Annotated in this window: 16 protein-coding genes; 8 read left to right on the top strand and 8 right to left on the bottom strand. The window is 65.2% G+C overall.

The window, feature by feature from the left end; translation table 11 throughout:
* Positions 1-39: 39 nt before the first annotated feature.
* The 6 genes from RMO57_RS05470 to RMO57_RS05445 form a co-directional block, all read right to left on the bottom strand.
* Positions 40-843: an ABC transporter ATP-binding protein gene (locus RMO57_RS05470; protein WP_310384954.1), complete on the bottom strand. Its 804-nt coding sequence runs from the start codon at positions 841-843 to the stop codon at positions 40-42.
* Complete coding sequence (locus RMO57_RS05465; protein ID WP_310384952.1) at positions 840-1976, bottom strand: ABC transporter permease; 1137 nt, start codon at positions 1974-1976, stop codon at positions 840-842. The genes RMO57_RS05470 and RMO57_RS05465 overlap by 4 nt, the downstream gene beginning before the upstream one ends.
* Before the next feature lie 13 nt (positions 1977-1989).
* A complete protein-coding gene (locus tag RMO57_RS05460) occupies positions 1990-2388 on the bottom strand; it encodes a hypothetical protein (protein ID WP_310384951.1) in 399 nt (132 codons plus the stop codon).
* 12 nt (positions 2389-2400) lie between these two features.
* Entirely contained in the window at positions 2401-2721 is a 321-nt protein-coding gene (locus RMO57_RS05455; protein WP_310384949.1) for a hypothetical protein, read from the bottom strand.
* Positions 2718-2897 (bottom strand): hypothetical protein, encoded by a 180-nt coding sequence (locus RMO57_RS05450; RefSeq protein ID WP_310384947.1) that lies wholly within the window; start codon positions 2895-2897, stop codon positions 2718-2720. Before RMO57_RS05450 ends, RMO57_RS05455 begins: the two co-directional genes overlap by 4 nt.
* A 135-nt stretch (positions 2898-3032) precedes the next feature.
* Positions 3033-3521, bottom strand: a complete 489-nt coding sequence (locus RMO57_RS05445) for a BON domain-containing protein (RefSeq protein ID WP_310384946.1) — start codon at positions 3519-3521, stop codon at positions 3033-3035.
* 219 nt (positions 3522-3740) lie between these two features.
* Between RMO57_RS05445 and RMO57_RS05440 the strand changes: the two genes are divergently transcribed.
* From RMO57_RS05440 to RMO57_RS05430, 3 genes are read left to right on the top strand one after another with little or no spacing between them, the layout of a single operon-like run.
* Positions 3741-4178 carry a hypothetical protein gene (locus RMO57_RS05440; RefSeq protein ID WP_310384944.1) on the top strand — a complete coding sequence of 146 codons (438 nt, stop codon included), beginning with the start codon at positions 3741-3743 and terminating at the stop codon, positions 4176-4178.
* Entirely contained in the window at positions 4175-5668 is a 1494-nt protein-coding gene (locus RMO57_RS05435; protein ID WP_310384942.1) for an ATPase domain-containing protein, read from the top strand. Before RMO57_RS05440 ends, RMO57_RS05435 begins: the two co-directional genes overlap by 4 nt.
* Before the next feature lie 11 nt (positions 5669-5679).
* Entirely contained in the window at positions 5680-7287 is a 1608-nt protein-coding gene (locus tag RMO57_RS05430) for a diguanylate cyclase domain-containing protein (RefSeq protein ID WP_310384941.1), read from the top strand.
* A gap of 16 nt (positions 7288-7303) precedes the next feature.
* Here RMO57_RS05430 and RMO57_RS05425 read toward each other — a convergent pair whose 3' ends face one another.
* On the bottom strand, positions 7304-7531 hold the full coding sequence (locus tag RMO57_RS05425) for an osmotically-inducible lipoprotein B (protein ID WP_310384939.1): 228 nt from the start codon (positions 7529-7531) through the stop codon (positions 7304-7306).
* Positions 7532-7669: 138 nt separating this feature from the next.
* On the opposite strand from RMO57_RS05425, the gene RMO57_RS05420 reads away from it, so the two are divergent.
* The 5 genes from RMO57_RS05420 to fumC all read left to right on the top strand — a co-directional run bounded on the left by RMO57_RS05420 (position 7670) and on the right by fumC (position 12302).
* Positions 7670-7888 carry a hypothetical protein gene (locus tag RMO57_RS05420; protein WP_310384937.1) on the top strand — a complete coding sequence of 73 codons (219 nt, stop codon included), beginning with the start codon at positions 7670-7672 and terminating at the stop codon, positions 7886-7888.
* A gap of 35 nt (positions 7889-7923) precedes the next feature.
* Complete coding sequence (locus RMO57_RS05415) at positions 7924-8811, top strand: YihY/virulence factor BrkB family protein (protein WP_310384936.1); 888 nt, start codon at positions 7924-7926, stop codon at positions 8809-8811.
* Positions 8804-9952, top strand: coding sequence for an AI-2E family transporter (locus RMO57_RS05410; protein WP_310384934.1), 1149 nt, complete (start codon positions 8804-8806; stop codon positions 9950-9952). Before RMO57_RS05415 ends, RMO57_RS05410 begins: the two co-directional genes overlap by 8 nt.
* Before the next feature lie 108 nt (positions 9953-10060).
* Positions 10061-10879, top strand: coding sequence for a Crp/Fnr family transcriptional regulator (locus RMO57_RS05405; protein WP_310384933.1), 819 nt, complete (start codon positions 10061-10063; stop codon positions 10877-10879).
* 16 nt (positions 10880-10895) lie between these two features.
* The gene (fumC, locus tag RMO57_RS05400; RefSeq protein ID WP_310384931.1) at positions 10896-12302 is read left to right on the top strand and encodes a class II fumarate hydratase; all 1407 of its coding nucleotides are present in this window, start codon (positions 10896-10898) and stop codon (positions 12300-12302) included.
* Between the two features lie 22 nt (positions 12303-12324).
* Here fumC and RMO57_RS05395 read toward each other — a convergent pair.
* On the bottom strand, positions 12325-12578 hold a 254-nt coding region (locus RMO57_RS05395; protein WP_310384929.1), incomplete at its 5' end, for a hypothetical protein.

Below are 12578 nucleotides of genomic sequence, written 5' to 3'. Positions count from 1 at the left end.
CGCCAAGCAACAGCACAAAGCCGCCGACCAGGCTGTAGTTCACCTTGGTTTCGATGCTGTTCTCCCGGTTGGTTGTTGTGCCTGTGCCTGCGCCTGCCGACCCCGCGGCCCATCAAAGAATTGCCGCACAGCGGGCACTTGCAGGGCCGCCAACTCGCTCATCGACCCGAGCCCTGCAACTTTTCCGTCCGCCAGCACCGCGACCCGGTCGGCCACCTGCCAGAGCAGGTCCAGGTCATGGGTGATCATCACGATGGTCAGGCTAAACAAATCGCGCAGCTTGAGCACCAGTTCGTCGACGCCGGCAGCGCTGACCGGGTCCAGGCCGGCGGTCGGCTCGTCCAGAAACAGCAGCTCGGGGTCCAGCGCCAGCGCCCTCGCCAGGGAGGCACGCTTGAGCATGCCGCCACTCAGCTCGGCCGGGTATTGCGCGCCGACTGCGGGCTTCAACCCCGCCAAATGCAGCTTCCAGGCGGCGATTTCATCAATCAGAGCCTCGTCTAACTGCGTATGTTCGCGCAGCGGCAGGCCGATGTTCTCCAGCACGGTCAAGCTGCCGAACAGGCCGCCATGCTGGAACATCACGCCCCAGCGCCGGCGCAAGCTCAGCGCATCAGCGTCGCTGATGCCTTGTAGCGCCTGCCCCAGCACCTTGACCGTGCCGGTATGGGGCTGCTGCAACAAAATCATCTCGCGCAGCAGGGTCGATTTGCCGGACCCGCTGCCGCCGATCAAGGCGAAGATCTCGGCCCGCCGCACGTCCAGGTTGATGTCGCGGTGAACGATATGCTCGCCAAAACGGGTGCTGACATGGGCCATCTCAATCACCAGGTCGGCGCTCATAGATCCAACGCGCTGAACGCGACCGAGAACAAGGCGTCGGCCGTGATCACCAAAAAGATCGCCTGCACCACGGCGCGGGTGGTTTGCCGGCCCACGCTGTCGGCGCCGCCCTTGGCGCGAAAACCCTGAAAGCAGCCCACCAGCACGATGATGGCGGCAAACACCGGCGCCTTGCCGATGCCAATCAGGTAGGACGTTACGCTGACGGCTTTTGAAAAGCGCTCGATGAACTCGGTCGGCGTCACGTCCAGCTTGGCGCTGGCCATCAGCATGCCACCGAGCAAGCCCAGCACATCGGCAAACAGGGTCAGCAGCGGCATGGCAACCACCAAGGCAATCAGCTTGGGCAGGACCAGAATTTCCAGCGGCAACAGGCCCAGGGTGCGCAGCGCGTCGACCTCCTCGCTGACCACCATGCTGCCGATCTGGGCCGCATAGGCCGAGCCCGAGCGGCCGGCAATGATGATGGCGGTGATCAGCGGCGCGAACTCGCGCAGCACGCCCAGGCCGACCAGATCGACCACAAAGATATTGGCGCCGTACTGGCGCAGCTGGCCGGCCCCTTGGTAAGCCACCACCACGCCCAGCAAAAATGACATCAGGCCGACGATGGCCAAGGCATCCACGCCGGCCGAGCGCAGATTGAACAAAATCGGCCGCCAGCGAATGCGCGCGGGCTGCGCCACACTGCGGGCCAAGGCCAGCGCGCATTCGCCCACAAAGCTCAGCAAGGCCAGCAGTTCACGGCCGGCGGCCGCGCCATGCGTGACCACGCTGCGGCCCAGCCGCTCCAACCGCCCTCTCGGCTCCGGCGCCGGCGCAGGAGCGGCTTGCGCAGCTTCCTCAGCCACCGCGGCCAACAAGGCCTGCATGCGCGCCGGCAGGCCGACCAGCGGTGCCGGCCGCCCGGCCAGCGCCAAGCGCTGCACAAGCTTGTGCAGCACCAGGGCGCCGGCGCTGTCGAGTGCGGCAATGCCGCCGGCCTCCAGCGCCCATTCTTCACCTTGCGCCGGCTCGGTCAGCTCGGCGCTGGCCAGGCGCTGCGCCATGTCACCCAAGCCGAGTACCGTCCAGCGCCCCGCCAACACGAGCCGCTGCGGCGCGGCTTGGCTGAAGCTTGCGGCGGCTTCCATGCGCAATTGCGGCCTACTTGGTCGGCGGCCCGGCTGGTGGCGTGACGGTTACCCCCTCACGCAACAAGCCCCCGCCCGCGACGCTGCCGGTGGCCGGCGAGCGCATGCGCCCCACGCACTCATAACGCTCGGGCGCGGGCAAAGCCATGCAACGTTCATGCGCATTGCGGGCGTAGGCGGCCGGGCCGTCCTCCAAGTCGCCGCGCTTGGCCGCTGCCAAGGCGGCAGCCGCCTCGCGCTGGCACGCGGCGCTGTCTTGCGAGCGCGGCGCTTGCTTGCAGTTCGCCATGTCTTGCCGGTAACGCTGCTGCAAATCAGCCGGCTGCGCCAACGCGGGCAAGGCGACCAGCAGACCAGCCAACAGGCCAGACAACAGCGGGGCAGAACGCCGAATCAGGGGGTGCTTTTTCATGCTGGGAACTCCTTACGGTGATGAGGTTTGAAGCTGAGCGGCAGTTCCGACCAAGGTCGCTTGCGCGCTCAGACGAGCGCGCTCATTCAAGGCCAGCAGGCAACTCTCCTGGACTCGCCCGCCGGCCAGCGCCGTACAGCGCCGTGCTTGGACGGTCTGAGTGGCCGCAATCGCGCGCTGCAAGCCGGCTTGATCAACCGCGCGCTGCAACACGCCTTGCAACAAGACCAGCAACGCGATGCACAGCAGCAAGGCCGCAGCCCAACCGCCGTAAACAACCGGAACCAAAGGCCTGCCGGCGCCGCCCAAGGCCCAGCCGTGATGGGCGCTCATGGCGACTCCGATTCCGCAGCGCCGCCCGCGGGGAAATCAGCTTCGCGCCATAGCGAAGCCAGCAACGCGGGGCAGGCAGACTCGAAGCCAATGGCTCCCAGCTCATCCGAATCAACCTCGGCTGCCCAGACCAGCGGCATGCCATTGCCTTGCGTCGTATCGCTCAGTCGGTTCATTTCGTGCTTCACGGCGGACCCCAAAAATGGCCCGCAGGCAGCGGGCTTTCAATGCCCTGATCTTCGGCCGAGGCCGGCCCGGCGACCATCGGCAAACTGCGGGTCCGCTTGTAGGACAAAGGCCGGGTTCTGCGGTTAATTTGTAACCGTCAGCTGGTTGTCCACCGCGACCACCCCTTGAACGCCGAGCGCGATTTCGCGCGCCCGGGCCACGGCCGCCGCCGTGGCCACCGTGCCGCGCAAAACCACCCGGCCCTGGGTGGCCTCGACCTTGATGCTGGAGGGCTGGCCAATCGCACTGTCGGCGGCCAATCTGGCCTTGACCGTGGTGCTGATGCCGACGTCGGTCAAATCCGAGCCGACCTGCTCACGCATGTCGTTGGCGGCCTGCCGGGCGCTTTGCGCGGCGGCGCTGGCGGCAAGCGCCGCGTCGTTGGCGCCGCGCTGTACGTCGGCCTTCAAGGCGTCGGACTGCTGCTCCATCTTGGCGATACCGTCGTCGAGCTTTTTGCCGGGGCTGCGCGTGTCATCAGCCTCTTTGCTGCAAGCGGCCAAGCTCAGGGCGATGATGGCGGCGGCCACCAGGCGCATGGTTTGCGGGGAGGGATTTTTTGAGGTTTTCATGGCTGATCCTGCTTTGAATGAGAATTGCCGAGCCTAGCCGGGGCCAACGCCAAGGGCTGTGGGTCAGCGCCGCAAAGGCTTGTCGGACAACGCCGACAACGGGCCGAGCTATGTACGCCGCCGTACAGACGCCGCAACAAACCAACGCTAAGGTCAAGACTCACTCAAATACATGCATACTCGCCCGCCTTTGCTTCGCTAAGCGACCCCGACCAAACCATGACAAGTCCAGAGAGTGATCAAACCCTTGCATTCCTTGCCAAGCATTTGGACGCAGGTGCGAGCTCGACTCAAATTGCCGCCTTGGTAGGCAATGTCTGCGCGGAGTTTGACCTTGTCTTGGCGCCCATCGTCGGCAAACGCGGCGTGGCGGCCCTGTTCACCCGCAGCCTGCACATCAGCACCAAGAGCCACCCCTGGCTGTACGGCAGCGAAGGCGGTGCCGGTGGCCCCCCCGCGGAACTTGAACTAACGGCCTTGCGCAGCGCGATCGCGCTGCAAGCCCCGCCAGAAGCAGCGGCCGGCGGCGTTGCAGTGCTGCAAAATTTTTCTGAGTTGCTGGGCAAGTTGGTGGGGCACGCGCTCACCGTGCGCCTGCTTCGCACCCCCTGGCTTACTTTTATGAGCGGCACGACCGCACGGGACAACACGCAATGACGAGTAAAGTGACCATTCACCGTTTGCCCACCGGGGTGCCCGGGCTGGATCAAGTGCTTGGCGGTGGTTTGCCTGAGTTCTCGTTCAATCTGATCGCCGGCCAGCCCGGTTGCGGCAAGACCACCTTGGCGCACCAGATCATGTTTTCGCTCGCCACCCCGCAGCGGCCGGCGATTTACTTCACCGTGCTGGGCGAGCCGCCGATGAAGATGCTGCGCTACCAGCAGCAATTCGAGTTTTTCGACAACGACAGCGTCAATGAGTCGGTGCGCTTCATCAATTTGTCCGAGGACGCCGCCTCCGGTGACCTGGACCGGGTGCTGGCGCGCATTGTGGAAGCGGTCACGGCCCATGAGCCGGGCCTGGTGTTTGTGGACTCATTCCGCTCGGTGATGATCGCCAGCGAGACCAATGGCGATGCCCAAAGCCCCACCCACAGACTGCAGCAGTTTGTGCAGCAGCTCGGCATGATGATGACCAGCTGGCAGGCCACCACCTTCCTGATCGGCGAGTATTTTGTCGAGACCGACGCCAACCCGGTCTTCACCGTCGCCGATGGCCTGATCTGGCTGCGCCAAAGCGTGCTGCGCAATTCGATGGTGCGCAAACTCGAAATTCTGAAGATGCGCGGCCAACCGACGCTGCCCGGCCTGCACACCTTCCGCATCGGCGCCGCCGGCATCAAGATCTTCGCCCCGCCCAGCCTGCCCAGCCTGCCCGACATGGCCCGCGAGCTCGACGCCGTGGCCGAGCAAGCAGTGCCGGCAAGCGCAACTCGTTTGCAGCTGGGTGTACCCGAGCTGGACAAGATGCTGGGCGGCGGCTTGCCGCGCGGCTATTCGCTGCTGGTGGCGGGGCCCTCGGGCTCGGGCAAGAGCATTCTGGCGGCGGCCTTTCTGGCCGAGGGCGCGCGCTGCGGCGAAACCGGTGTGCTGGCCGTCTTTGAGCAACGCTCGAAGCAGTCACAGAACCGCGTCATTGCAGGCCTGGCGGCCAGCGGCCAGGTCAGTGTGGTGGACAGCCGGGCAACGGATCTGTCGATCGACGAGGTCATCATCCTGCTGCAGAGCGAGATTGAACGCACCGGTGCGACCCGCGTCGTGATCGACTCGCTGACCAGCTTAGAGCTGGCCGTGGCGCCGACCTTTCGAGAGGGATTCCGCGAGACGCTTGCGCGGCTGGAGCTTGCCATGGCGGGCGCGGGAGTGACCCTTTTGATGACCTCCGAGCTGGAAGATCGCTACACCGACCTGCGCTTCAGCCCCTATGGCACGGCCTTTTTGACCGATGCCATCATCGTGCAGCGCTATATCGAAATCGACAGCCGCTTGCGCCGCATGTTGGCGGTCGTCAAGGTCAGGGCCAGCGCTCATTCCGATGAGTTGCGTGAGTTCCATATCGACAACACCGGCATTCATGTCGGCGCCACCTTGCCCGACCAAGAGGGCCTGTTGGGCGGGCGCCCTCGCCAAAAAGGCCGGACTGCCTGAGCCCCCGCGCCATGAACCCGCCCCTGACCGAGCCGACCCCAGACATCGCCAGCGCGGAACACGAGCTGGCCAGCGTCACGCAGCGCGTCGAGGCGATGCGGGCGGTGTTGGTCCGACTGCTGCAAGACGTGGTGCGGGCCGAGACCTTTCTCGATCAGCACCAAAGCGTGCAACTGCTGGAAGCCAACGAGCAGCTGGTGCTGACCGCGCTGGACGCGCAGATCGACAGCCAGTCAGCGCTGCAAGCACTGGATGAAGCGGCCCGCGCGGCCGGCCTGGACCCGCTGACCAAGCTGGCCAACCGCGCCTTGACGATGGACCGCCTGGAGCACGCGATCATGCATGCCAAGCGGCAGGGCACGCGGCTGGCGCTGCTGTTTGTCGACCTCGATAAATTCAAGCAAATCAATGACTCGTTCGGCCATGCCGCCGGCGATCAGGTGTTGCAGCAAGTGGCACGATGCTTGCTGACGGCGGTGCGGGAGTCCGACACGGTCAGCCGCCATGGCGGCGATGAGTTCCTGATCCTGCTGGATGACTTGGACGAGATTGATGACGCGCTGCAGGTGGCCGAGAAGCTCGGTAAATTGTTGGCGCAATGCCGCGCAGCGAATCAAAACTGGGGCGACTTGAGCGCCAGCATAGGCATCAGCATTTACCCCCGCGACGCCACCACGGCCGAGGCCTTGATCGCCTGCGCCGACCAGGCGATGTATATGGCCAAACGGCAAGGCCCGGGCGGCGTTTCGTTTTTTGTCGACGCTACCGACCCGCTTGAACTTTCGCCCCTGCCGCCGAACAAGCATGAGCTTGGCCATGAGCACAAGCATTTGCTCTTGCAAGAGGCCAATCAGCAATTGGTGCAGGCGACCCGCAGCGTGCGTGAGCTGCACGCGGCCGCTGCCGCTGCGCAGCAACGCCAGGGCGAGTTCCTAGACAACGTGGCCGGTGAGTTGAATGACCCGATGTCGCCGATTCGCATCGCCATGGCCGTGCTGGGTCGCCCACCCGAAGCCGCGCCCCTGCTGCCGCATGCGCAAAAAATATTGGCGCATCAAGCCTTGCAAGTGCGCGTCTTTGTCGATGATCTGCTCAAGCAAGACAGTATCAAGGCCAAGCCCGATGACACGCTGGTCATGCTGCCCATCGAGCTGAAGCCCCTGCTCGACCATGCCAAGCATCTGTGTCAGGCGCTGCTAACGCAACGCCGGCAACTGCTGATCGTTGAGCACCCCGAGCGGGCGCTATGCCTACAGGGCGACGCCTTGCGCCTGACCCAGGCGTTCACCAATCTGCTCAGCAACGCGATCAAATATTCGCATGACCGCGGCGACATCCGCATCCGCCTGCTGCGCCAGGACCAGCAAGCCGTGATCGAGATCAGTGACGCCGGGATTGGCATCACCGCGCAGGCTTTGCAGACCATCTTCGAGCCGTTCGGACAAGACCCTCACGCCCTCGGGCTGAACGGTAATGGCCTGGGCCTGGGCCTGGGCCTCACCGTGGTGCGCGAAATCATCGAAGCCCATGGCGGCACGGTGCGGGCCAGCAGCGCCGGTGTCGGGCAGGGCAGCCAGTTCATCGTCACCCTGCCGCTGACCGACTGCCTGACTGCCTGACTGACTGACTAACGGCTTACTTCTTCTTGTCCTTGTCGAGCTCGTGGCCAATCACGCCGCCGACGACCGCGCCGCCCACCGTGGCCGCCGCCGCGCCACCCGTCAGCACCGCGCCGCCTGCCGCGCCGATGCCCGCACCGACCACCATGTTTTTGTCACGTTGCGACATGCCGGCACAGGCGCCGAGTGCCAGCAGCAGCGCGGCGCTGACGGCTAAACTTGAAAAGCGTTGAATTGAAATCATCGTGTGGCCTCTTGAGGGATTGAAAACGTTGACCGTAATCGCTGCGGTCGGCAGCGTCTGTATGCCAGCGCACGGACACCCTGAACGGGGCCATTTAGTCTGCACGTTCTTGAAACTCGACCCAAAGGGATATACGTAATGAATGCAATCAAAATAGGCGCCGTGGCGCTGATCGTGGCGGGTTTGCTGGCCCTGGGATATGGCGGCTTCAGCTATACCGAACGCAGTCAGCCGGTCAAGCTCGGACCGATCGCGCTGACGGTGGATGAAACCCACACGGTCAATGTGCCGGTCTGGGCCGGCTTGGGCGCCATTCTGTTGGGCGGCGTTTTGCTGGTATTTGGCAACAAGCGCTGACCACCGGCCGCCCAGGTCGCCACGGCCCTGCGTGCATGCAGAAGAGCCTCGATCCGCGCCTGCTGCTGGTGGTGCGCCACCCGCTGGCCTTTGGCCTCAGGACGCTGCGCAACTTTCATCGCAACCAGGGTTTGTTGCTGGCCGGCGCGGTGGCCTATTACGCGCTGCTGTCCCTGGTGCCGATGCTGATCCTGATCGTGATCGCGCTGTCGCATGTGATCCAGGAATCCGAGTTGTTGCTGACGCTGGGCCGCTACCTCGACTGGCTGGTGCCGGGCCAAGCGCCGGCGATGGTCAGCGAATTGGCGCATTTTCTCGATCACCGCCAGGTCATCGGCTTGACGCTGCTGATCACCATGCTGTTCTCCAGCTCGCTCGCCTTCACGGTGCTGGAGAGCGCGATGTCGGTGATTTTTCTGCACCGCGTGGTGGTGCGGCGGCGGCGCTGGTTGATTTCGGCCGTGATCCCCTATGTCTACATCCTCTGCCTCGGCCTGGGCCTGCTGCTGGTGACCCTGATGACGGGCAGCCTGCAGGCGATGAGCCAGGACGAGGTGGAGGTGTTGGGGCGTGACTGGTCGTTGGGCCGGCCGGCCAATGCCCTGCTCTACCTGCTCGGCTTGGCCGGCGAGGTGGCGGTGCTGACTTCCATCTATATGGTGATGCCGGTCGGCCGGCTTTCGCTCAAGCACGCGCTGTTTGGCGCCGTGGTTGCGGCCTGCTTGTGGGAGCTGTCGCGCCGTCTGCTGGTGTGGTACTTCAGCACGCTGGCCCAGATCGGCCTGGTTTACGGCTCGCTGACGACCGCCATCGCCGTGTTGCTGAGCCTGGAGCTGGCGGCCACCTTGCTGCTGCTGGGCGCGCAGGTGATTGCTGAGTTCGAGCGCTTACCCGTTAACAAAAACCGAGACGCCGATGGATGAACTAGACAAAACCGCAGCCCCACGCCTGCGCATCCCCGCCAACGCCGGCCAGCTGTCGCTGGTGATATTGACCGCGCTGGCCCTGCTGTTCACGCTGCGCTGGGCCAGCCCGGTGCTGATCCCGCTGACCTTGGGGCTGATGTTCAGCTACGCCCTAACGCCCGTGGTCAACGGCTTGGAGCGGGTTTGCCGGCTGCCGCGCGCAGTCGGCGCCGGCCTGCTGCTGCTGAGCCTCAGCGGCGCCCTGGGCTGGACGGCCTACGCGGTCAGCGACGACGCCGTCGAGCTGCTGGAGACGCTGCCCGAGGCGTCCAAGAAGGTGCGCGACGCCGTGCGCGCCCACCGCAGCCCGACGGAATCGACCATCGACAAGGTGCAAAGGGCGGCGGCACAACTTGAACAGGTGGCCCTGGAGCAGGCGGCAAGCACGGGCGGCACACCTACCCCGGCGGCCACGCGCGGCGTCACCCGGGTCCGTATCGAGCGGCCGCAGTTCGATCTCAAGGACTACCTCTGGAGCGGCACCTTGGGGCTTGCGGCCAGCGTGGGGCAGGCGCTGGTGGTGTTCTTCATCACCTTCTTCTTGCTGGCCTCGGGCCAAACCTTTCGCCGCAAGATGCTCAAAATTGCCGGGCCCAGTTTCGGCAGCAAGCGCGTGGCCTTGCAGGCGTTGAACGAGGTCACCGACCAGATTCAGCGTTATTTGCTGGTGCAACTGTTCACCAGCGCCCTGGTTGGCGTGGCGGTTTGGTTGTCGTTCAGCTGGCTGGGCCTGCAATATGCCGCCGTCTGGGGCTTGCTCGCTTTTTGCCTTGATTTCATTCCCTATATCGGCGCCATCATCTTGGCGGTGGGTGCCAGCCTGGTCGCCTTTGTGCAGTTCGGCGGCGCCGATATGGCGCTGGCCGTGGGCGCCACGGTGATGGGCATTCATATGCTGTCGGGCAATCTGCTGGCGCCTTGGCTGATGAGCCGGGCCGCCCGCATGAACCCGGTCGCGGTGTTTGTGGGCTTGCTCTTGTTCGGCTGGCTCTGGGGCATCTGGGGCCTGCTCTTGGGCGTGCCCCTGCTGACCGCGGTCAAGGCGGTCTGCGACCGGCTTGACCCGCTGCAGCCGATTGGAGAACTGCTGGGGGCTTGATGGCGCCAGATCGGCTGTGTACCGAAGCGCACATACAACGTCGGGCTTGCGCCTTAGGCTTGCGGTAGCCAATTTTCAGCAATCAACCACCCAGCTTCGGGAGTCGCCATGTACAAGACCCAGCCCTACAGCAGTGCCTGCAGCGACCCACCGTTGCCTTGGCTGAACGACGCGCCGGTCGGCTTGCGCCAGCCGACGCAGAACAGCGGCAGCAGCGGCGGCGCGAGCAGCGCCCGGATCGCCCAAAACCTGAGCTTGCTGGCGCAACATCTGCCGCTGCGCCGCCGGCTGGTGCACGCGGGCGACACCGTCTTTGAGGCGGGCATGCCCTTCCAGCATTTGTATGTGATCAATTCGGGCAGCGTCAAGGTCGTCAACACCGCCGCGGACGGCCGCAATCAAGTCGTTGGCCTGCTGTTCAGGGGCGATTGGCTGGGTTTTGACGGCATTGCCAAGGGCCAATATGGCTGCACGGCGCAGGCGCTGGAGGTCGGTGAAATCTGGGCCCTGCGCTATGACGCGCTGATGGCCGCGGCCGGCGCCCAGCCGCAGTTGCTGCTGGAGCTGCATGCCGAGATGAGCCGCGCCATCATCCGCGGGCGTGACTCGCTGTTGTCGCTGTGCACGCTGCCGGTGGCGGCGCGGGTGGCGGAGTTTTTGCGCCAATGGGCCGAGTCGCTGGCCACGCGGGGCCTGCGCAATGACCAGATCATTCTGCGCATGTCGCGGGCCGAGATCGGCAACTATCTGGGCATGACGCTGGAATCGGTCAGCCGGGCGCTGTCGAATCTGGAGCGGGCCAAGCTGATTTGCTTCACCGAAAAGGGCCGCCGCATGATACAAATTCCTGACCCGCAGGCCTTGAGTGACTTCATTCAGGCCGAAGCCCAAGCGCAATCCCAACCTCCGGGCTTGACGCTGCAGTGACGCGAAAGGCCACCCGATGAAGGCGACACGCAGCGAGACCGACAGCTTTGGCAGCGTTGACGTGCCCAGCGACGCGCTCTGGGGCGCGCAGACCGCGCGCAGCCTGCAGTTTTTCTCGATTGGCCTGCAACAGGGTCAGCAAATGCCACTGGCCATGATCCACGCGCTGGCCTGGCTCAAATGGGCGGCTGCCCTGGTCAACCGGGACTTGGGCCTGCTGGACGCGACCGAAGCGCAGGCGATCGCCGCGGCGGCGCGCGAGGTGGCGGCGGGCGCGCATGACGCGCAGTTCCCGCTGTCGGTCTGGCAGACCGGCTCGGGCACGCAAAGCCATATGAATGTCAATGAGGTGATCGCCAATCTGGCCTCGCAGGCGCTGGGCGGGGGCCTGGGCGCGCAGCGCTCGATTCACCCGAATGACCAGGTCAATCTCGGCCAGTCGTCCAACGACGTCTTCCCCAGCGCCATGCATCTGGCCGTGGCGCTGCAGGCCAAGCAGCGGCTGCTGCCGGCCTTGGCCGAGCTGCAAGTGGCGCTTTCCGCCAAGGCCGTCGAATGGACGGCACTGATCAAGATCGGCCGTACCCATGGCCAGGACGCCACGCCGGTGACGCTGGGGCAGGAATTTGGCGGCTATGCCGCGCAGCTGCGGCTGTGCGGGGACCATCTCAGTTATGCGCTGCAGGCGGTGCACCGCTTAGCGATTGGCGGCACGGCGGTCGGCACCGGGCTGAACACGCACCCCGAGTTCGGCGCGCGAGTTGCCGCCCTGCTGGCCCAACAGCTGGACTTGCCCTTGACGCAAGCCGGCAATCTGTTCGCCGCCATGGCCGGCCACGAGGCGCTGGTTGGCTTGCATGGCGGGCTCAAGATGCTGGCCATCGCCTTGAACAAGATCGCCTGCGACATCCGCCTGATGGGCAGTGGCCCGCGCGCCGGCCTGGGCGAGTTGCTGCTGCCCGCCAATGAGCCGGGCAGCTCCATCATGCCGGGCAAGGTCAACCCGACGCAGGTGGAGGCGCTGAGCATGGTGTGCGCGCAGGTGCTGGGGCACGACGCGGCGATCGGCTTTGCGGCCTCGCAAGGTCACTTCGAACTCAACGTCTACAAACCGCTGATCGCGCTGAATGTGCTCGACAGCATCAGGCTGCTGGGCGACGCGATGGCGAGCTTTGCCACCCACTGCGTGCAGGGCATCGAGGCCGACACCGAGCACATGAACGATCTGCTCCAGCGCTCGCTCATGCTCGTCACGGCGCTCACGCCGCACATCGGCTACGACCGGGCGGCGCACATCGCCAAAGATGCGCATGCACGCGGCAGCACGCTGCGCGATGCGGCGCTGGCCAGTGGTGAGGTGAGCGCGGCCGACTTCGACGCCTGGGTGCGGCCTGCCGACATGGTGGGCGGCCCGGTGCGCTGATTGCGCCTGCGCGCCCAGCCCTTCAGCTGCTGGCAGGCGGTGGAGCGCTCACCGCAAGCGTGGCACCTGCCGCAGCCGGTGCCGTTGACGCATCGGATGTCGATCCGTCGGGCAAGGTCACCTGCTCGCCCAGTGCCGCCAAGACCTTTTCGGGGCTCATCGCCTGCTGCATGAGGCTTGCGCCCGGGTCGTGGCGGTCCTCGACATTGGGCAGGTCACGCCGCAGTTCTTCGATCAGGTCGATCAGCTTGGCCGTCTTCTGTTCGATGAGCAAGG

The organism is Roseateles sp. (genome assembly GCF_031397715.1).
Lineage (GTDB): Bacteria > Pseudomonadota > Gammaproteobacteria > Burkholderiales > Burkholderiaceae_C > Paucibacter_A.
Note: the sequence above shows the minus strand (reverse complement) of the source record. Positions and strands in the feature narration are given on the sequence as shown.

What these genes read in the sequence shown, in the direction of transcription:
- RMO57_RS05470 (WP_310384954.1), bottom strand. Translation starts at nt 843, where the DNA reads ATGAGCGCCGACCTGGTGATTGAGATGGCCCATGTCAGCACCCGTTTT.
- RMO57_RS05465 (WP_310384952.1), bottom strand. Translation starts at nt 1,976, where the DNA reads ATGGAAGCCGCCGCAAGCTTCAGCCAAGCCGCGCCGCAGCGGCTCGTG.
- RMO57_RS05460 (WP_310384951.1), bottom strand. Translation starts at nt 2,388, where the DNA reads ATGAAAAAGCACCCCCTGATTCGGCGTTCTGCCCCGCTGTTGTCTGGC.
- RMO57_RS05455 (WP_310384949.1), bottom strand. Translation starts at nt 2,721, where the DNA reads ATGAGCGCCCATCACGGCTGGGCCTTGGGCGGCGCCGGCAGGCCTTTG.
- RMO57_RS05450 (WP_310384947.1), bottom strand. Translation starts at nt 2,897, where the DNA reads ATGAACCGACTGAGCGATACGACGCAAGGCAATGGCATGCCGCTGGTC.
- RMO57_RS05445 (WP_310384946.1), bottom strand. Translation starts at nt 3,521, where the DNA reads ATGAAAACCTCAAAAAATCCCTCCCCGCAAACCATGCGCCTGGTGGCC.
- RMO57_RS05440 (WP_310384944.1), top strand. Translation starts at nt 3,741, where the DNA reads ATGACAAGTCCAGAGAGTGATCAAACCCTTGCATTCCTTGCCAAGCAT.
- RMO57_RS05435 (WP_310384942.1), top strand. Translation starts at nt 4,175, where the DNA reads ATGACGAGTAAAGTGACCATTCACCGTTTGCCCACCGGGGTGCCCGGG.
- RMO57_RS05430 (WP_310384941.1), top strand. Translation starts at nt 5,680, where the DNA reads ATGAACCCGCCCCTGACCGAGCCGACCCCAGACATCGCCAGCGCGGAA.
- RMO57_RS05425 (WP_310384939.1), bottom strand. Translation starts at nt 7,531, where the DNA reads ATGATTTCAATTCAACGCTTTTCAAGTTTAGCCGTCAGCGCCGCGCTG.
- RMO57_RS05420 (WP_310384937.1), top strand. Translation starts at nt 7,670, where the DNA reads ATGAATGCAATCAAAATAGGCGCCGTGGCGCTGATCGTGGCGGGTTTG.
- RMO57_RS05415 (WP_310384936.1), top strand. Translation starts at nt 7,924, where the DNA reads ATGCAGAAGAGCCTCGATCCGCGCCTGCTGCTGGTGGTGCGCCACCCG.
- RMO57_RS05410 (WP_310384934.1), top strand. Translation starts at nt 8,804, where the DNA reads ATGGATGAACTAGACAAAACCGCAGCCCCACGCCTGCGCATCCCCGCC.
- RMO57_RS05405 (WP_310384933.1), top strand. Translation starts at nt 10,061, where the DNA reads ATGTACAAGACCCAGCCCTACAGCAGTGCCTGCAGCGACCCACCGTTG.
- fumC (WP_310384931.1), top strand. Translation starts at nt 10,896, where the DNA reads ATGAAGGCGACACGCAGCGAGACCGACAGCTTTGGCAGCGTTGACGTG.